The sequence below is a fragment of the Geodermatophilus chilensis genome, from assembly GCF_002802985.1.
GTDB lineage: Bacteria > Actinomycetota > Actinomycetes > Mycobacteriales > Geodermatophilaceae > Geodermatophilus > Geodermatophilus chilensis.
The window spans coordinates 44,795-62,388 of the sequence record NZ_NVPT01000005.1; the positions used below are offsets into that span (position 1 = coordinate 44,795).

At 74.6% G+C, this 17,594-nt stretch carries 16 protein-coding genes, 1 tRNA gene and 2 pseudogenes; 10 read left to right on the top strand and 9 right to left on the bottom strand.

From position 1 onward, the window contains the following. The first annotated feature begins 206 nt into the window (after positions 1–206). From CNO22_RS01630 to CNO22_RS01645, 4 genes are read left to right on the top strand one after another with little or no spacing between them, the layout of a single operon-like run. Positions 207–770, top strand: a complete 564-nt coding sequence (locus CNO22_RS01630; RefSeq protein WP_100497614.1) for a biotin transporter BioY — start codon at positions 207–209, stop codon at positions 768–770. Beyond that, positions 767–1,507, top strand: a complete 741-nt coding sequence (locus tag CNO22_RS01635) for an energy-coupling factor ABC transporter ATP-binding protein (RefSeq protein ID WP_232806717.1) — start codon at positions 767–769, stop codon at positions 1,505–1,507. Before CNO22_RS01630 ends, CNO22_RS01635 begins: the two co-directional genes overlap by 4 nt. Beyond that, complete coding sequence (locus tag CNO22_RS01640; RefSeq protein WP_100497615.1) at positions 1,504–2,145, top strand: energy-coupling factor transporter transmembrane component T family protein; 642 nt, start codon at positions 1,504–1,506, stop codon at positions 2,143–2,145. The genes CNO22_RS01635 and CNO22_RS01640 overlap by 4 nt, the downstream gene beginning before the upstream one ends. After that, on the top strand, positions 2,145–2,675 hold the full coding sequence (locus CNO22_RS01645; RefSeq protein ID WP_100497616.1) for an MOSC domain-containing protein: 531 nt from the start codon (positions 2,145–2,147) through the stop codon (positions 2,673–2,675). The genes CNO22_RS01640 and CNO22_RS01645 overlap by 1 nt, the downstream gene beginning before the upstream one ends. A gap of 9 nt (positions 2,676–2,684) precedes the next feature. Here the strand turns inward: CNO22_RS01645 and CNO22_RS01650 are convergent, their stop codons facing one another. From CNO22_RS01650 to CNO22_RS01675, 6 genes and pseudogenes are all read right to left on the bottom strand, one after another. Further along, entirely contained in the window at positions 2,685–3,839 is a 1,155-nt protein-coding gene (locus CNO22_RS01650) for a thiolase family protein (RefSeq protein WP_100497617.1), read from the bottom strand. Then, a complete protein-coding gene (locus CNO22_RS01655; protein ID WP_157936740.1) occupies positions 3,836–4,333 on the bottom strand; it encodes an AMP-binding enzyme in 498 nt (165 codons plus the stop codon). The genes CNO22_RS01650 and CNO22_RS01655 overlap by 4 nt, the downstream gene beginning before the upstream one ends. A gap of 34 nt (positions 4,334–4,367) precedes the next feature. Then, positions 4,368–4,910 (bottom strand): annotated as a pseudogene (locus CNO22_RS30030) (AMP-binding protein); the annotation flags it as partial. Between the two features lie 2 nt (positions 4,911–4,912). Then, the gene (locus CNO22_RS01665; protein ID WP_198588038.1) at positions 4,913–5,326 is read right to left on the bottom strand and encodes an acyl-CoA thioesterase; all 414 of its coding nucleotides are present in this window, start codon (positions 5,324–5,326) and stop codon (positions 4,913–4,915) included. A 225-nt stretch (positions 5,327–5,551) separates the two neighbouring features. Further along, positions 5,552–7,222 carry an energy-dependent translational throttle protein EttA gene (gene ettA, locus CNO22_RS01670; protein WP_100497621.1) on the bottom strand — a complete coding sequence of 557 codons (1,671 nt, stop codon included), beginning with the start codon at positions 7,220–7,222 and terminating at the stop codon, positions 5,552–5,554. Positions 7,223–7,324: 102 nt separating this feature from the next. Beyond that, complete coding sequence (locus CNO22_RS01675; protein ID WP_100497622.1) at positions 7,325–7,834, bottom strand: single-stranded DNA-binding protein; 510 nt, start codon at positions 7,832–7,834, stop codon at positions 7,325–7,327. A gap of 241 nt (positions 7,835–8,075) precedes the next feature. On the opposite strand from CNO22_RS01675, the gene CNO22_RS01680 reads away from it, so the two are divergent. Together CNO22_RS01680 and CNO22_RS01685 are read left to right on the top strand one after the other, a co-directional pair. Continuing rightward, positions 8,076–8,148 (top strand) — tRNA-Arg (locus CNO22_RS01680). A 356-nt stretch (positions 8,149–8,504) separates the two neighbouring features. Further along, a complete protein-coding gene (locus tag CNO22_RS01685) occupies positions 8,505–9,545 on the top strand; it encodes a hypothetical protein (protein ID WP_157936741.1) in 1,041 nt (346 codons plus the stop codon). A 123-nt stretch (positions 9,546–9,668) separates the two neighbouring features. Here CNO22_RS01685 and CNO22_RS01690 read toward each other — a convergent pair whose 3' ends face one another. Then, entirely contained in the window at positions 9,669–10,706 is a 1,038-nt protein-coding gene (locus CNO22_RS01690) for an LLM class flavin-dependent oxidoreductase (protein WP_100497624.1), read from the bottom strand. A gap of 66 nt (positions 10,707–10,772) precedes the next feature. Beyond that, the gene (locus CNO22_RS01695; RefSeq protein ID WP_100497625.1) at positions 10,773–13,082 is read right to left on the bottom strand and encodes a S8 family serine peptidase; all 2,310 of its coding nucleotides are present in this window, start codon (positions 13,080–13,082) and stop codon (positions 10,773–10,775) included. A 225-nt stretch (positions 13,083–13,307) separates the two neighbouring features. On the opposite strand from CNO22_RS01695, the gene CNO22_RS01700 reads away from it, so the two are divergent. Then, the gene (locus tag CNO22_RS01700) at positions 13,308–15,233 is read left to right on the top strand and encodes a putative bifunctional diguanylate cyclase/phosphodiesterase (RefSeq protein WP_100497626.1); all 1,926 of its coding nucleotides are present in this window, start codon (positions 13,308–13,310) and stop codon (positions 15,231–15,233) included. On the opposite strand, the gene CNO22_RS01705 is transcribed toward CNO22_RS01700, so the two are convergent. Next, the gene (locus tag CNO22_RS01705) at positions 15,234–16,028 is read right to left on the bottom strand and encodes an SGNH/GDSL hydrolase family protein (RefSeq protein ID WP_100497627.1); all 795 of its coding nucleotides are present in this window, start codon (positions 16,026–16,028) and stop codon (positions 15,234–15,236) included. It abuts the gene before it with no gap. A gap of 122 nt (positions 16,029–16,150) precedes the next feature. Here CNO22_RS01705 and CNO22_RS01710 point away from each other — a divergent pair, with 122 nt between their 5' ends. From CNO22_RS01710 to CNO22_RS01720, 3 genes and pseudogenes are all read left to right on the top strand, one after another. Next, positions 16,151–16,663 (top strand): flavin reductase family protein, encoded by a 513-nt coding sequence (locus CNO22_RS01710; RefSeq protein ID WP_100497628.1) that lies wholly within the window; start codon positions 16,151–16,153, stop codon positions 16,661–16,663. A 69-nt stretch (positions 16,664–16,732) separates the two neighbouring features. Beyond that, positions 16,733–17,353: an RNA polymerase sigma factor gene (locus tag CNO22_RS01715; RefSeq protein ID WP_232806718.1), complete on the top strand. Its 621-nt coding sequence runs from the start codon at positions 16,733–16,735 to the stop codon at positions 17,351–17,353. Continuing rightward, positions 17,337–17,594, top strand: a pseudogene (locus CNO22_RS01720) (hypothetical protein); the annotation flags it as partial. The gene CNO22_RS01715 and the pseudogene CNO22_RS01720, both read left to right, overlap by 17 nt.

The window sequence follows — 17,594 nt, forward strand, 5'->3', positions numbered from 1 at the left end:
CCACGCCTCGTAAGAGGACCCCGTCCTCCCCACCCTTCGCAGGCTCAGGGCGGGGCCCGGGACGGGGCCGGCGGGACCCTGGAGGGTGGCCGTTCCAGTACGTCGCCAGGCTCGCAACGGGCCCCTGCAGCGAGGCCGTCCGGCCGTGCTCGGGTACCTTCCGCCGGGAGCCGCGGGTGGACCGCGCGCACCGGGAGGAGACTGCCGTGAAGACCAGGGACCTCGCCTACATCGCGCTCTTCGCGGCGGTCATCGCCGTGCTGGGCACGATCCCGGCCATCCCCGTCGGCCCGGTGCCGATCACCGCCCAGACGCTCGGCGTGATGCTGGCCGGCGCCGTCCTGGGGGCCCGCCGCGGCTTCCTCGCCGTCCTGCTGTTCCTCGTCCTGGTGGCGATCGGCCTGCCGCTGCTGGCCGGCGGCCGCGGCGGCCTGGCGCCCTTCGTCGGGACCTCGGCCGGCTACCTCTACAGCTGGCCGGTCGCCGCCTTCGTCATCGGCTGGCTGACCGAGCGCTCCTGGGACCGCTACAACGTCCTGCGCGGCACACTGATCAACGTCGTGGGTGGCATCGTCGTCATCTACGCCGTCGGTGTGCCGGTGCTCAAGGCCGTCGCCGGGCTGACGTGGGGCCAGGCGCTGACCGGTGGCGCGCTCCCGTTCATCCCGGGTGACCTGTTCAAGGCCTTCGCCGCGGCGGCCATCGCCGACGTCGTGCGGCGCAGCTACCCGGTCATCGAACGTCCCCGCCGGACTGCTACCACCCGGTGAGGTTCCGCCGTTCCTCTGCCGCGACCGCGGACACCGACGTCGCCGAACCCGGCCGCGGCATCGAACTCCGGAGGGTCGGGCACCGGTACGGCGACCGGGTGGTGCTCGAGGGCATCGACCTGCAGCTGACCGAGCCGCGCGTCGGCGTGGTCGGCGCCAACGGCTCGGGCAAGAGCACCTTCGCCCGGCTGCTCAACGGCCTGGTGGTGCCCACCGAGGGGCAGGTGCTGGTCGACGGGCTGGACACCCGCACGCAGGTGCGCGCGGTGCGCCGCCGGGTCGGGTTCGTCTTCCAGGACCCGGACGCGCAGATCGTGCACCCGACGGTCGCCGAGGACGTCGCCTACGGGCTGGAGAACCAGGGCGTGCCCCCGGACGAGCGGGCCGCCCGCGTCGCCGAGGTGCTGGAGCGCTACGGCCTGGCCGGGCACGCCGACCACCCGGCGCACCTGCTCTCCGGCGGCCAGAAGCAGCTGCTGGCCATCGCCGGCGTGCTGGTCATGCAGCCGGCCCGGATCGTCTTCGACGAGCCGACGACGCTGCTGGACCTGGTGAACGCCCGCCGCGTCGCCGAGGTGATCGCCGGCCTCGAGCAGCAGGTCGTCGTGGTGACCCACCAGCTGGACCTGCTCGACGGCTTCGACCGGGTGCTGGTGGTCGACGGCGGCCGGGTCGTCGAGGACGCTCCCCCCGGCCCGGCCGTGGCCGCCTACCGCGCCCTCATGGAGCGCCGGTGACCCTCGCGCTGTACGTGCCGGTGGGCAGCCCGGTGCACCGGCTGCCGGCCGGGGTCAAGCTGCTGTGCCTGGCCGTGCTCGCCGTCCTGCTCTTCGCCCGGCCGACCCCGACGGTGGCCGGGGCCGCGCTCGTCGGCACGCTGGTCGTGGGGCTGGGGGTGGCCCGGCTGCCGGTCGCCGTCCTGGCCCGGCAGGCGTGGGCGCTGCGGTGGTTCCTGCTGGTGCTCTTCGTCGTGCACGCGCTGACCACCGACGTGGCCACCGGTGCGCACACCGTGCTGCGGCTGCTCACGCTGGTGCTCGCCGCGGCCGTGGTGACGGCGACGACACGGGTGAGCGAGATGGTGCGAGTGGTCGAGCGGCTCTGCGCGCCGCTGCGGCTGGTGGGCGGGCGGCCGGAGCGGGTGGGCCTGCTGATCGCGATGGCGCTGCGCTTCATCCCGGTGCTGATCGAGCGGGCCGACCGGATCCGCGCGGCGCAGGCGGCCCGGGGCGGCCCGCCCCGGGGGGTGCGGGCGCTGCGGACGACGGTCGCCCCGCTGCTGGTGCAGCTGCTGCAGATGGCCCACGACGTGAGTGAGGCGCTGGACGCGCGCGGCGCGGACGACACACCGGTGCGGCGGCCGGGGAGGGCGTGATGGACGGCGGCGTGCTGACCGGGATCTGGCTGACCTCCGAGGCGGCCGCCCCGATGCGGCGGGTGCCCTCGGCGCGACTGCTCGCCGGGCGCGGGCTGGAGGGCGACCGCTACGCGCTCGGCGGCGGGACGTGGGCGCGGTACCCCGACCTGGAGAAGCAGCTGACCCTAATCGACGCCGCGGACGTCGCCGCGGTGGCCGCCGAGGTGGGCGTGCCGCTGACCCCGGGCGACACCCGCCGGAACCTGGTCACCGCGGGGATCGACCTGCCGTCGCTGGTGGGCCGCTGGTTCGCCGTCGGCGACGCGCTGCTGTTCGGGGTGAAGCGCTGCCCGCCGTGCACGCACCTGGAGCGGCTGACCGGTGCTCGCCTGGTCAAGGCGATGGTGCACCGCGGCGGGCTCAACGCGGCGGTGTTCGCCGGGGCACCGATCGCGGAGGGCGCCGTGGTGCGCCCGGTGTCCGAGGAGGAGGCCGCGCGGCGGGGTGCCCCCACCGGCGCCGACCGTCCGGTGCCGCGACAGGTCTGACCGGACCGGTCACCTGCAGGTCTCGACCACCATCGCCACTCCCTGCCCCCCACCGGCGGCGATGGCCGCCAGGCCGTAGCGGCCACCAGGACGGCGGACCAGCTGGGAGAACAGCCGGACGGCCAGCACGGCACCGGACGCACCCCAGGGGTGTCCCAGGGCCAACGCCCCGCCCTCGGGGCAGACCCGCGCCGCGTCCAGCCCCAACGCGTCGCAGCAGGCCAGCACCTGGCCGGCGAAGGCCTCGTTGAACTCGACGACGTCGAGGTCGTCGAGGGACAGCCCAGCCCGGTCGAGCGCCAGTCGGGTGGCGGGCACGATGCCCAGCCCCGGCCGGTTCGGGTCGACGCCGGCAGTGGCGGTGGCGAGGACCCGCAGCCCCGGGACGTCGATGCGGCGGTGGGTCGCCGCGTCGGCCACCGCGACCAGCGCCGCGCCGTCGTTGATCCCGCACGAGTTGCCCGCCGTGACGGTGCCGTCCGGGCGGAAGGCCGGGCGCAACCGGGCCAGCCGCTCCTGCGAGAGCCCCGGACGCGGGCGGTCGTCCCGGACCACGCCGGCGACCGGCACGATCTCCTCGACGAACCCGCCGGATCGCTGGGTGGCCACGGCCCGAGCGTGCGATCGGGCCGCGTAGTGGTCCTGGCGCTCCCTCGACACCCCGGAGTCGTCGGCGAGCAGGTCGGCGGCCGGCCCCATGTCGGGATCGCCCAGGGCCGCCGGCGCGAACGGGGCCCGCTCGTACCGGGTCGGGGGACCGCCCGCGACAGGCGGCCAGGACCGCCAGGGAGCGGTGGACGCCGACTCGACGCCTCCAGCGAGCACCGTGCCCGGCTCGCTGCGCACTGCCGACACGGCCAGCACGATGGCCGCCAGGCCGCTGCCGCACTGCCGGTCGACGGTGAGGCCGGGCACGGAGACGGGCAGGCCGGCCTGCAGTGCAGCCACCCGAGCGACGTTCCCGCCAGGGCCCATGCAGTTGCCGAGCATGACGTCACGCACGTCGGCGTCACCGTCCCGCCGCAGCTCCGCGCAGAGGGCCGCGATCACGGAGGCGGCGAGGTCGGCAGCGGTGGACGCCGCCAGGGAGCGGCCGGCCGTGCCGATCGGCGTACGCCGCGCCGCCACCAGGACCGGGGCGTCCGCGGATCGCGGTCGGCTCACCGGCGTTCCCCGGCGTCCCCGATGGCCGGCGGGGTGGACTCCGATCCGACCGGCCCCAGCCGGCCGGATGCCGCGAGCTCGGCGAGTGCAACACGGTCGACCTTGCCGGCCGCGGTCAGGGGCAGGCTCGAGACGTGGAACCACCGCCGCGGCCGGTGCGCCGCAGGAAGGCCCTCCCGGGCGGCCGCTCTCACCCGGACGAGGGCGCCCGGGCCCCGGTCCGGGAGGATGGCCGCGACGACCGCGCCGAGACGTGGGTGTGGCACGCCGACGACGAACACCTCCTCGCCGGTGGCCCGGCGCAGCTCGTGCTCGACGTCGGCGACGAGCACGGTGACCCCGGCGGTGACGACGGCCTCGGTCCCCCGCCCGGCGACCGTCAGCAGGTCTCCTCGCAGGCTCCCGTGGTCGCCCACCGTGGCGAAGCCGTCCTCGCCCCGGACGAACGGGCCGTCCGCGCCGACGTAGCCCTGCGACAGGTACGGGGACGACACCCAGATGCACCCCGTCGCGGATCTGGACCGTGACCCCGGGGAAGGGACGCAGGTCCGCCTCGTGGGCACCCCAGGCGACGAACGACAGCTCGGCGGCCCCGTAGTAGTGGCTCACCCTGGCACCGGCCGCGGCAGCCCGGCGAGCGACCTCGGGGCTCAACCGGTCGCCGGCGACGACCAGGCAGCGGTCGCGCAGGTCCGTTCCCGCCGACAGGGTCGCGAGCAGCATCGCCGGAGTGAGGTGGGCGTGCGTGGCCTCCTCGGGAGACCCGACCAGGGAGGCGCCGACGTACCGGGCGTGGACGGCGGCGAAGAGGTTCATCGTGGCCGACAGCGGCCCGGGCAGCCAGACGCGTGAGCCGGGACCGAGGTCGGCGAGCGCCGAGACGTGGACGAACGACTCGAACCAGGATCCGGTGGTGCGGACGACCGAGCGGGGCCGGCTGGTCGTCCCCGACGTCCGGAGCGCGATGAGCTGACCGCGATCGTGGGCGCCGAGGACGGCGGCCACCGGGTCCGCGGCGGTGGCGACGTCGACGTGGGGCGGCGCCTCTCCACCTGCGGGGGCAGGGGGCACCGTCAATCGACCTGCTCGTCGGCGTAGCGGGCGAGGAAGGCCTTCTCGTCCGGGGTGAGCCGGCGGGGCCGGTCGATGGCGAAGTCGAAGGGCACCAGCAGGGTGCTGCCGGTGACCGCCCGGCGTCCGTGGTTGAACAGCTCGTAGTGGCAGGTGAAGGCGGCCGCCCGGATGTCCGACACCCAGATCTGCACCTCGAGCGGGTCGCGGGAGTAGACGACCGGCAGCTTGTACTGGATGTCGTGGGCGGCGACGACGGTGCCCTGCCGCAGGCCGGTCTGCTCCTCGAGCGAGGCGCGGTCGAAGAAGAGGTCGACGCGGGCCATCTCGAAGTAGGCCAGGAAGACCACGTTGTTGACGTGGCCGTAGGCGTCCATGTCCGACCAGCGCATGGGGACCTGCACGGTGTGCCTCACGACCGACACCCTGCCGCATGGCTCCGGCCGGCGACCCGCCGGCCGGGGACGGGGCGCGGACGACGGCGGCCGGCCGGAGCAGGTGCTCCCACCGGCCGCCGCGTGGTGACGTTCTGGAACGGCCCCGCGTCAGGGCCCCGTCCCGAGCGTGGTGACGCTCTGGATCGGCTCCGCGTCAGGGCCCCGTCCCGAGCGCGCGAGGGACGGGGGGACGCGGGGTCCTTTTCAGTCCCGGGACAGCTTCCGGTAGGTGGCCCGGTGCGGGCGGGCCGCCTCCGGGCCGAGCCGCTCCACCTTGTTCTTCTCGTAGTCGGCGAAGTTGCCCTCGAACCAGAACCACTTCGAGTCGCCCTCGTAGGCGAGGATGTGCGTCGCCACGCGGTCGAGGAACCAGCGGTCGTGGCTGACGACCACGGCGCAGCCGGGGAACTCCAGCAGCGCGTTCTCCAGGCTGCTCAGCGTCTCGACGTCCAGGTCGTTCGTCGGCTCGTCGAGCAGCAGGAGGTTGCCGCCCTGCTTGAGGGTCAGGGCGAGGTTGAGGCGGTTGCGCTCACCACCGGAGAGCACACCGGCCGGCTTCTGCTGGTCCGGGCCCTTGAACCCGAACGCGGCGACGTAGGCCCGCGAGGGCATCTCGACGTTGCCGACCTTGATGTGGTCGAGGCCGTCGGAGACGACCTCCCACAGCGTCTTCTTGGGGTCGATGCCGCTGCGGTTCTGCTCCACATAGGAGACTTTGACGGTGTCGCCGACCTTGATCTCGCCGTCGTCCGGCTTCTCCTCGCCGACCAGCATCTTGAACAGTGTGGTCTTGCCGGCGCCGTTGGGACCGACGACCCCGACGATGCCGTTGCGGGGCAGGGTGAACGACAGGTCGTCGATCAGCAGCCGCTCGCTGAAGCCCTTGGTGAGGTCGTGGGTCTCGACGACGACGTTGCCCAGCCGCGGGCCCGGCGGGATCTGGATCTCCTCGAAGTCCAGCTTGCGGAACTTGTCGGCCTCGGCGGCCATCTCCTCGTAGCGCTGCAGGCGGGCCTTGCTCTTGGCCTGCCGCGCCTTGGCGCCGGAGCGGACCCACTCCAGCTCCTCCTTGAGGCGCTTCTGCCGCTTGACGTCCTTGGCGCCCTCGACCTTGAGCCGGGCCGCCTTGGTCTCCAGGTAGGTGGAGTAGTTGCCCTCGTAGGGGTAGGCCCGACCGCGGTCGAGCTCGAGGATCCACTGGGCGACGTTGTCGAGGAAGTACCGGTCGTGGGTGACGGCCACGACGGTGCCGGCGTACTTCTCCAGGTGCTGCTCCAGCCAGGCGACGCTCTCGGCGTCGAGGTGGTTGGTGGGCTCGTCGAGCAGCAGCAGGTCCGGCGCCTCGAGCAGCAGCTTGCACAGCGCGACGCGGCGGCGCTCACCACCGGAGAGCACGGTGACGTCGGCGTCGCCGGGCGGGCAGCGCAGCGCGTCCATGGCCTGCTCGATGCGCGCGTCGAGCTCCCAGCCGTCGGCGTTCTCGATGACCTCCATGAGCTCGCCCTGCTCGGCCAGCAGCGCGTCGAAGTCGGCGTCGGGCTCCCCCATCGCCGCGCTGACCTCCTCGAAGCGGGTCAGCGCGTCCCGCAGGGGCTTGACCGCCTCCTCCACGTTGCCGCGGACGTCGAGCTCCTCGTTGAGCGGCGGCTCCTGGAGCAGGATGCCGACCGTGGCGTCCGGCGCGAGCATCACGTCGCCGTTGGAAGGCTGCTGCATCCCGGCCATGATCTGGAGGACGGTCGACTTGCCGGCGCCGTTCGGGCCGACGACGCCGATCTTGGCGCCGGGCAGGAACGACAGGGTGACGTCGTCCAGGATCACCTTGTCGCCGTGCGCCTTGCGCGCACGCACCATCGTGTAGATGTACTGAGCCACTGGGCTTCGAGGCCTTCCGTCGGTTCGCGAGTGGGGGGCGGGCCAGCCGACTGCCGGCCCGCCCCCGTGCGTTCTCCCCTCCGATCCTCCCAGCCCGGGCGCTCAGCTGTGCGCGGGCTCCGTGGTGAGGTCGGTGGTGTCCACCGAGTGCAACGTCTCGGGACCGTCCTCGTAGTCCCGGCCGCGCACGAGTTCCTCCTCGGCACCGGGGTAGTCGTCGGCGGGAGCCGCCGGCACCGGATCGGCCGCGCGGACCGGCCGGCTGCGCTTGAAGACGCCGATGCCGCGGGCCAGGTTGTGGCCGACGGCGAAGGCCCGGATGCGCGGTGTGCTGCGGCGACCGTTCTCGCCCTCCCAGCTGTGCGTGCTGAGCGTCCCCTGGACGATGACCGGGTCGCCCTTGCTCACGCTGCCCGAGACATTGCCGGACAGGTCGTTCCAGCACTCGACGTCGACCCAGAAGGTGCCGGCGTCGACGAACTCCTGGGTCTGGCTGTCGAAGCGGCGCGCGGTCGAGGCCAGGCGGAAGTTGGTGACCGCGCCGTTCTCCAGGCTGACGCGGCGGGGCGAGTCGACGACGTTGCCGACGACGGTGACGTGGGTGTCGTTCACGGTGCTCCTCGGGGCTCTCCGCCGCAGACCGGCGGGTCCGGCAGGGTGCCGGTGCACCGAGGACCCTGGGCCGCACCCGGCCCGGGTGGGACCACGCGCCGCCATCTGTGGACGGGATCGCCGCCTGTGGACGAGCGGGCCGGGATCGTCCGGACCCGCCGCTGCACTCCCGCGCATGACGACGTCGACACCCGCACGCCGAGCTGCCGCCGCTGCACGGGGTGCGATGATCGGGGCCCGAGCGCCCGTAGCTCAGCGGATAGAGCAGGTGCCTTCTAAGCACTTGGTCGCAGGTTCGATCCCTGCCGGGCGCGCCTTGCGTGTCTGCGGCTGGTTCCCGTCTGCAGACGCGGGGCTGCCCTAACCTCGTCGGCAGCCGTGCGAGCCTCCGGCGCGCATCTGCCACCACGGGAGCCGGTCGAATGCTCAACGCGGGCCGTCGCTGCACGCCTCACAGCACCCCGTGAGCGCAGCGAAGCGAAAGCGTCGTGCGCCGCGCGAGTCGCGGGCCACCCGGTCGGATCGCGCGATCAGTGGGGACCGACCGCGGCAGTCCGATCCCGGACGCCGGTCGGACCCGCGTGCCCGACGGCCGACCACAGCCGCCCGTCGGCCACCCGACGAGGACCCGGGCGGCAGCACCGGAGGCCGGGCCAGGGGTGCCGGCCACGTGATCACGGTTGACCGCCGCTCCGGCGACGGTCGAGGCGGAGACGCACCGTGGGGCGCGATCGGCGGCGTGGTCGCCGTCTTGGCGGTGCTCGCCGCCGCTGTCGTCACGAGCGCCTGGTGGCAGCTCCTCCTCGGTCTACCGGTCGTGCTCGCGGTCCCCGCCTGCTACTTCGTCATCCGTCGAGAGCTGACCGTCGGGTGGCAGCGTGGGTTGGGAGCCAGCACAGCAGTGCTGACGCTCATGGCCGTGGTCCTGACCGTGGACGCTGCACGCACTCTCCTCGATCCCCCGCCACCGCCCGCTGTTACCGCCACGTGCGAGGCGGCTGCATCCACCTCAGAGGCGTTGTCGGTCTTCTGGGCGCCTTACGGCACCTTCCCGGGCCGCGCCCCTCGTTACGACGGTGAGCAGTGGTCCGGCGTCATGGCTGCCGTCGGTCGCCTGACCGACGCTGCGCGAGCCGTTGACGACCCGAACGTCCGCGGGTCGATACGCGACGTGCGCGAGAACTGGTCGGGCCTGACGGGGACGCAGGTGGCGCCGATCCCTGAACCGCTCTTCACTCAGGGATACCTCGCGCTGGCAGAGGTCGTGCGCTGGTGCGAGCGGCGCGGTGCCGCGGTCGACCAGCCGCCACGGCGGCCGGGGACCGACACCACCACGCTCGTGAAGACGTGCCATGACACCGGACTCCTCTTCGAAGCCGTCAGTGCCGCCGTCGTGGACGGTGTGGTCTCCGAAGCAGAGGTCAACGACCTGCAGTTCGCCGCCGGCTTCGTCAACGTCAGCGCCGCCAGTGAGCCGCACCTCTACGAACACCCCGTCCTCACGGAGGCCTCGGAGGTCGCCGGAACGGACACCGGAGAGGCGGTTGCCCGCGTCACTCTGGCCCTCTACACGTGGCTGGACGGCTCACCCCTGCCCGGTTCCATCACGGACGACGCTGCGGCGATCGAGGCCGGGTGTCGGGACACGGGGGTCTCCATCCCGGTCACGCCCTGGAGCTCGGTCGCCACTGCTCCGGTCGCCGAGCGGTGAGCCAGAGCCCCCGGGGGATGGGCCGCAACAGCGGTGACCGTCCGACCTCACCTCACCGCCCCCGGGGGTCGGTCACGGGCGTAGCGCTGCGATGGTGCCTCGCAGCGACGCCCGCTCGACCGGTCAGCCGCGGTCGTCCGGGTGCACCCAGCCGATCGCCGGGGCGACGTACCGGGCGACGGTCTCCAGCAGCCGGGCGTTGTACTCGACGCCGAGCATGTTGGGCACGGTGAGCAGCAGTGTGTCCGCCTCGCGGACGGCGGCGTCCTTGGCCAGTTCCTCGGCCAGCTGGTCGGGTTCGCCGACGTAGCTCTTGCCGAAGCGGGCCCGCACGCCCTCGAGCAGGCCGACCTGGTCCTCGCCCGAGCGCTCGCCGAAGTACTGCCGGTCGAGGTCGCTGGTGATGGGCATGACGCTGCGGCTCACCGAGACGCGCGGCGTCCGCTCCCACCCGGCGTCGGCCCACGCGGCGCGGTAGCGGGCGATCTGGTCGGCCTGCAGCTCGTCGAAGGGGACGCCGGTGTCCTCGCTGAGCAGCGTGGAGCTCATCAGGTTCATCCCCTGCCGGGCGGCCCACTCCCCTGTCGCGCGGGTGCCGGCGCCCCACCAGATGCGCTCGGCCAGACCGGGCGACTGCGGCAGGACGGCCAGCTTGCCGGGCATGCCGCCGGCCATCCGCGGGTCGGCGTCCACCAGGCGCTCGCCCCGGACCGCCGCCAGGAACAGCGCGGTCTTCTGCCGCGCGAGGTCGGCGTCGGTCGAACCCTCCGGCGGCACGTACCCGAAGGCCTCCGAGCCGCGCAGCGCCGTCTCGGGCGACCCCCGGCTGACGCCGAGCTGCAGCCGGCCGTCGCTGAGCAGGTCGGTGGCCGCGGCCTCCTCGGCCATGTAGAGCGGGTTCTCGTAACGCATGTCGATCACGCCGGTGCCGACCTCGATCCGGCGGGTGCGCACCGCCATGGCGGCCAGCAACGGGAACGGGGAGGCCAGCTGACGGGCGAAGTGGTGCACCCGGACGTAGGCGCCGTCCAGACCGATCTCCTCGGCCGCGACCGCCAGCTCCACGCTCTGGACGAGCGCGTCCCGCCCGGTCCGGACCTGCGAACCCGGGATGGGCTGCCAGTGCCCGAAGGAGAGGAATCCGATCCGCTTGTCGCTCACGCCCCGCCCAGCGCCGGACGGCGGCCGGCTGTTCCCGGCCGGCCGCCGTCCATCCACCTGCCCGGGTCAGGCGGTGGGCACCACCGTGACCGTGCGGACCGACGCCGAGCCGGTGCCCAGGGCGTTGGTGGCCCTGACCGCGAAAGAGTGCCCGATGCCGGCGGTCAGCCCCGAGACGGTCACCTGCAGCGTGCCGGCGCCAACCGGGACGGTGCCGACCAGCGTGCCGGCGCGGTAGACCTGCACGGTGTAGCCGGTGATCGGCGTCCCGCCGCTGTCGAGCGGGGCCTGCCAGGTCACCCGGGCCGACGTCGGACCGGCCGTGGCCGTCGGCGTACGCGGCACCGATGGCACCCCGCGCGGGACGACCGGCGCCGAGGCCGCCGTGGCCGGGCCGGTGCCGGCCGCGTTCCGGGCCGCGACGGTGACGGTGTAGGTGGCGCCGTTCACCAGGCCGGGCACCGTCGTGGAGCGGACGCCGCCCGACGCGACCAGCGACTTCGCCAGCACGCCGTCGCGGTACACGTTCACGACGTAGCCGGAGAGCACCGCCCCACCGGTGGAGGTCGGCGCCGTCCACCGGACGGCGACCGAGGCGGCTCCCGGCGTGACGCCGTCGAGCACCGGGACACCCGGCAGCGTGCGCGGGGCGACCTGCAGCACGGCGGAGGACGGGCTGGTGCCCAGCGCGTTGGTGGCCGTGAGCCGCAGCGAGTACACCGTGCCGTTGGTCAGCCCGGTCAGCGTCTCGGAGGTGGCCGAGGCCGCCGGGGTCAGCGTGCGCACCGTCGTGGTCCCGGTGGCCACGGTCAGCGTGTAGCCGGTGATCGGCGAGCCGTTGGCCGGCGGGGCGGCCCAGCGGACCACGATCGTGCCGTCGCCCGGGGTCACCGTGCCGAACCGCGGTGCGCCCGGGACGCTGCGCGGGGCGACCACGGCGCTCGGGACGGAGGCCGCGCCGGTGCCGATCAGGTTCCTGGCGGCGACGGTGACCGCGTAGCCGGTGCCGTTGACCAGCCCGGTCACCGTGGTGCTGCGTGCGGTGGCCGGGAGGGTCACCGTCCGCGCCACGGTGGTGCCCTGCAGGACCCGGAGCACGTAGCCGGTGACCGCGGACCCGCCGTCGCCGGCGGGCGCGCCCCAGGCGGCGGTCAGCGAGCCGCTGCCCGCGGTGACCGCGCCGAGCGCGGGCACCAGCGGCGGGTACAGCTGGCCGGTCATGCGGAAGTCCTGGCCGGTCAGCAGCTCGTAGGCGTCGAGCAGGCCGTAGCCGGTGTTGTTGTCCCTGCCGACCGTCTCGATGTCGACGGCGGTGGCCTGGACGACGGCGCGGATCTGCGCGACGGTCGCCGACGGGTGCGCGTCCCGGTAGCGCGCGATGACCGCCGAGGCGTTCGGCGCCGCCATGGAGGTGCCGCTCATCGCCGCGTACCCACCGCTGATGCTGGTCGAGTACACCGCGGAGCCGGGTGCGGCGACCAGGTTGGTGGGACCGCTGTAGCTGTAGGGGGCCGACCGGCCGCTGGACTCGGTCGCCGCGACGGCGAAGGCGCCCGGCGAGGCGGCCGGGTAGTTGACCGCGTTGCCGCTCTGCCGGTTGTTGCCGGCCGAGGCGACCACCACCACGCCCCGCTCGACGGCGTACCGGACCGCGTCGTCGTAGGCGGAGCTGTAGCCGCCGCCCAGGCTCATGTTGATGACCGAGGCCCCGTTGTCGACGGCGTGGTAGATGCCCGCGGCCGCCCAGGACGACGTCCCGCCGCCGGTGGCGCCCAGCACCCGGACCGGCATGATCTCCGCGTTGCTCAGGCCGGCGATGCCGATGCCGTTGTCGCGGAGCGCCGCGATCTGCCCGGCGACGTGCGTGCCGTGGCCGTGCGGGTCGACGCAGCCGTTCCCGGCCGGGTCGTAGGTGGCCGCGTCGGAGGTGAAGTCGGCGCCGAGGTCGCAGCGCACCCGGCCGGCGAGGTCCGGGTGGCTGGCGAGCACCCCGGTGTCGAGGACGGCGACGACCAGGCCGCTGCCGTCGGGGGCGTCGGCGGGCAGGTCGTCGACGTGCCAGGTGTCGAGGGTCCACTGCTGGGGCCGGAGCGCGTCGTTCGGCGTGCCGATCGCCCGGACCGGGACGTCGACGCTGACGCTGACGACCCCGTCCTCCTGGCGCAGCTCGGCCTTGGTCTCGGCGACCTCGCTCTGGGGGACGCGCTCGGTGACCACCTCGACGCCGTCGTCGGTGACGACGATGGCCGAGACCGAGGTGGCGGGACCGGTCGGTTCCTCGGCCCACGCCGGGGTGCCGACGGCGGCGACGAGGACGGCGCTGACCGCGGTGAGCACGCCGGCGCGCAGCGGGAGCCTGGTGGACGGACGGGACATGGTGCTCCTCCGAGCGGATGGGTCGTCACGTCTCTCTCGTCACCCGGGAATGCGTGCTGGAGGGTGCTCATCCGTCCGGGGGAGGCCGCCGCGCACCGGCGCCGCCGTCCCGTCCGTCACACCTGCCTCACCGTGCACGCATTATCACGTTGTGTGATGGATTGACCACGACTCTCCGTCCACCGGTTCCCGGACTGGAGGGGTCCGGTCCCGCAGGCTGTCCGGGTGAACCTGAGCGCCCCCGACGTGTCGCGTCCCCAGGAGGGGACCGCCGGCGCCGCCGCCGGCTCGAGGCTCCGCGCGATCGACACCCTGCTGGCCGACCGCGGACAGCTGTTCCGGGCACTGTTCGTCGCCGCGCCGATCCCCAAGGCCCTCGTCGACCTCGACGGCCACCTGCTGGTGGTCAACGACGCGCTGTGCGCGCTGACCGGCCGCACGCCCGAGGACATGGTCGGTCGGCACGTCGACCTGCTCGCCCACCCCGACGAGGCGCCGGTGCCCGACACCACCGACGACCCGCTGGACCCGTGGCTGCGGGTGGACGGCGAGCGGCGCCTGCGCCGCGCCGACGGCAGCGAGCTGTGGGCCACCCAGTCGCACGAGGTCATCCACACCAGCACCGGGACGCCACAGTTCGTCGTCCTCTCGCTGGTCGACGTCACCGACCGCCGGCGCGCCGAGGAGGACTTGGTCCGGCGGGCCTTCACCGACCCGCTGACCGGCCTGCCCAACCGGCGGGCCCTCAACGACCGGCTCAACCACGCCCTGGCGCTGTCGCGCCGCCGCGGGCTGCAGGTCGGGCTGGTGCACCTCAACCTCGACCGCTTCCAGGCGGTCAACGACGTCCTCGGCAACGAGGCCGGCGACCAGCTGCTCATCCAGGTCGCCGAGCGGCTGCGCTGGAGCACCCGGGTCGAGGACACGGCCGTCCGGCTGGGCGGCGACGAGTTCCTCATCCTCGCCGAGGACGTCGAGGACCTCGACGGGCTGCGCACCATGGCCGACCGGCTGCTGTCGGTGCTCGACGACCCGTTCCTCATCGGCAAGCGCGAGATCGTGCTGTCGGCCAGCGTCGGCCTGACCCTCGGCTCCGACGTCGCCCCCGACGACCTGCTGCGCCAGGCGCACGCCGCGCTCACCCGCGCCAAGGCCGACGGCAGCCGCGCCCGCATCGAGGTGCACGACGGCGGGCTGTCCGACAGCGAGGTCGACCAGCTGCAGCTGGAGGCCGACCTGCGCAACGCCCTGGAGTCCGACGAGCTGCGGCTCTTCTACCAGCCGATCGTGTCGCTGCACGACGAGACGCTGCTGGGCTACGAGGCGCTCATCCGCTGGCAGCACCCCACCCGCGGGCTGCTGCCGCCGGGGGCCTTCCTCACCGCTGCGGAGGACAACCGGCTCACCTCCCGGCTGGGTGCCTGGGTGCTCCGCCAGGCCTGCTTCGACGCCGCCGGCTGGCCGGCGGGCCTGCGGGTGCACGTCAACATCTCCGCCCGGCACCTCGCCGAGCCCGGCTTCGCCGACCTGGTCGCCGACGCGCTGGCCGAGTCCGGCCTGCCGCCGGAGCGGCTGGAGCTGGAGATCACCGAGTCGACGGCGCTGTTCGCCGCCGACGCCACGCTGCAGGCGGTCTCCGAGGTCACCGACGCCGGCGTCACGCTGGCCCTCGACGACTTCGGCACCGGCTACTCGGCGATCACCGCCCTGCACCGGCTGCCGATCCACACGGTGAAGATCGACCGCTCGTTCGTCGCCGACGTGGTCACCGAGCCCTCGACCGCCGCGCTCGTGCAGGGCCTGGTGCAGCTCGGTCTGGGCATGGGCCTGCAGGTCATCGCCGAGGGCATCGAGGACCTCGACCAGGCCGACTGGCTGCGCGAGCACGGCTGCGAGATGGCCCAGGGCTACGCCTTCGGCCGGCCGGCGCCGCTGCCCGCGACCCTCCCGAGCACCGGGGACGTCGACCTGACCAGCACCCTGCCGCCCGGCGAGGTCACCGTGCAGGACGTGCTGGACGGCGAGGCCGTGGTCACCTCCGGGCTGCCCCCCGTCCCCGCACCCGGCCAGCCGGCCACCCGGGCGATGTCGGTCGACGAGCTGACCGCCGAGGGCCCGCCCACCGAGGACCGCCGGCTCGAGCAGGAGTAGTCAGGCGCGCGGGAGCGCCAGCGGCACCGGCCGCTTGGCGGCGCGGCCGTCCCCCGAGGAACGGCCGCGCAGCCGGCGGGCGATCCACGGCGCGACGAAGCCGCGCACCCACGCCGCCTCCTCGGCCAGCGCCGCCCGCAGCGCGCGCGGCGGCTGCGGGGGCAGCGGGGTGCGCCAGTCGCCGTCCACCGGCAGGCCCAGCGCTGTCGCCGCGGCCAGCGCCGTCCGCCGGTGGCCCTCGGCGGTGAGGTGGATGCGGTCGCTGTCCCACATCCGCCAGTCCTGCACCCACCCGGCGCCCCACTGGTCGAGGACGACGGCGCCGTGCCGGGCCGCGATCGACCACAGCGAGGCGTTGAAGACCGCGACCCGCCCGCGGGTGCGCCGGATGATCGGCGTCTGCCGCGGGTCCACCCCCGTCGCCAGCAGCACGTCGGCGCCGGCGGCGCGGAAGCGGACGACGGCGTCCTCGAGGTCGGCGGCCAGCCGGTCGGGGTCGGCACCGGGGCGCAGCAGGTCGTTGCCGCCGGCGACCAGGCTCACCAGGTCCGGCTCGGCGGCCAGCGCCACCGGCACCTGCTCGGCGAGCACCTGGCCGAGCAGCCGGCCGCGGATGGCCAGGTTGGCGTACTCCACCTCGTCGTTGGTCACGGCCGCCAGGTGCTCGGCCAGCCGGTCGGCCCAGCCGCGGAACTCGCCGGGGCGCTGCGGGTCGGGGTCGGCCAGCCCCTCGGTGAAGGAGTCCCCCAGGGCGAGGTAGCGGTGCCAGGAGGTGCGGGCGGGTCCGAGCTGCACGCAGACACTCCAGCACGGTGACCGGGCGCACAGCCGGGCACCCCGACCTCGCCCCCGGGCTGTCCACGCAGGAGTGCTGACGGCTGCGCTGGCCCCGGAGCGGGTGTGGTCGACTGGCCGCCATGCCGGTCGACCCCGCCACGTTCGCCGAGGCCCTCCGCCAGTACGCCGCCGGGGTGTGCCTGCTGACCGTCCGCGACGACATCGACGACGTCGGCACCACGGTCTCCTCGGTGATGAGCGTGTCGGCGCAGCCGCCGCTGGTCGCCGTCGGCCTCGCCGCGGGCGGCTACCCCGCCGAGGTGCTCGAGGAGGTCGGCAGCTGCGGGCTGACCGTGCTCGCCGCCGAGCACGCCATCGTGGCCAGCCGGTTCTCCTCGGCCGGGCGGCCCAGCGCCCGGCACCTGCTCGAGTCGGTGCCCTGGCGACGGGCGGAGGGCAGCGAGGCGATCGTGCTGGAGGGCGGGCTGGCCGCGCTGGACTGCCGGCTGGAGCGGCTGGTCGAGGCCGGCGACCACGTGCTGGCGCTGCTGGAGGTCACCGGCGTCCCCGTGCTGGCCCGGGGCGGCGCCCCGCTGGTCCGGCTGCGCGGCCGCTACGTCGACGCGGCCGGGGAGCCCGCCGGACGCGCCTGATCCCCCGCTCCGTCCGGCACACTGCGGCCGCGGATGTCACATCTCGGCCCCGGGCGGTGCTGTAGGGACATGGAGCTCGTTCGACAGGCGGGACCCGAGGCCGTCCTGGCCCTGCCGGGCGCGGCGTACCGGGGCGCGACGGGCCGGGTCGGGGGGACCGACGGCGGCGCGGTGCCGCGAGCGGTCCCCGGAGCCGTGCGCGCCGACCTCGGCGAGGTGTTCCGCCAGGAGTACCCGCGGGTCGTCGGCGTGGCCGCCCGGGTGCTCGGGTCGCGGGACTCGGCCGAGGACGTCGCGCAGGACGTGTTCCTGTCCTTCGCCCGCTCGTCGGTGCCGGCCGGGGAGGCCCGCGGCTGGCTCGCGGTCGCCGCGGCCCACACCGCGCTGAACCTGCTCCGCTCGGGACGTCGCCGCGCGTCCCGGGAGGAGACCGCCGCCGCGGCGGACGACGTCGTCGCGCCCGACGTGGCCGACGCCGTCGTGACCCTCGAGGAACGCCGCCGGGTGCGCGCCGCGCTCGCCCGGCTGCCCCGCAAACAGGCCGTGGCCCTCGTGCTGCGGCACAGCGGCATGGGCTACGCCGACGTCGCGGCAGCCCTCGACCTGTCCCCCGGCAGCGTCGGCACGACCGTGCGGCGCGCCGAGTCCGCGCTGCGGAAGGAGCTGGACCGCCATGCGTCATCCGACTGAGGGCGTGCTGCGCCGCCTCGTCGACGAGCCCGCCGGGGTCTCCGACGCCGACCGTCAGCACGTCGCCGACTGCCCCCTCTGCCTCGGCGGCCTGGCCGCCGCCCGCGCGGACGCCGTGGCCGTGGGCGCCGCGCTGCGCTCCGACGGCGCCGCGCACCCCGACCCCGCGGCCGCGTGGGCGCGCCTGTCGTCGGCGCTGCCCGCCCGGCTACGCCGCCGACTGCTCCCCCCCTTCTACATT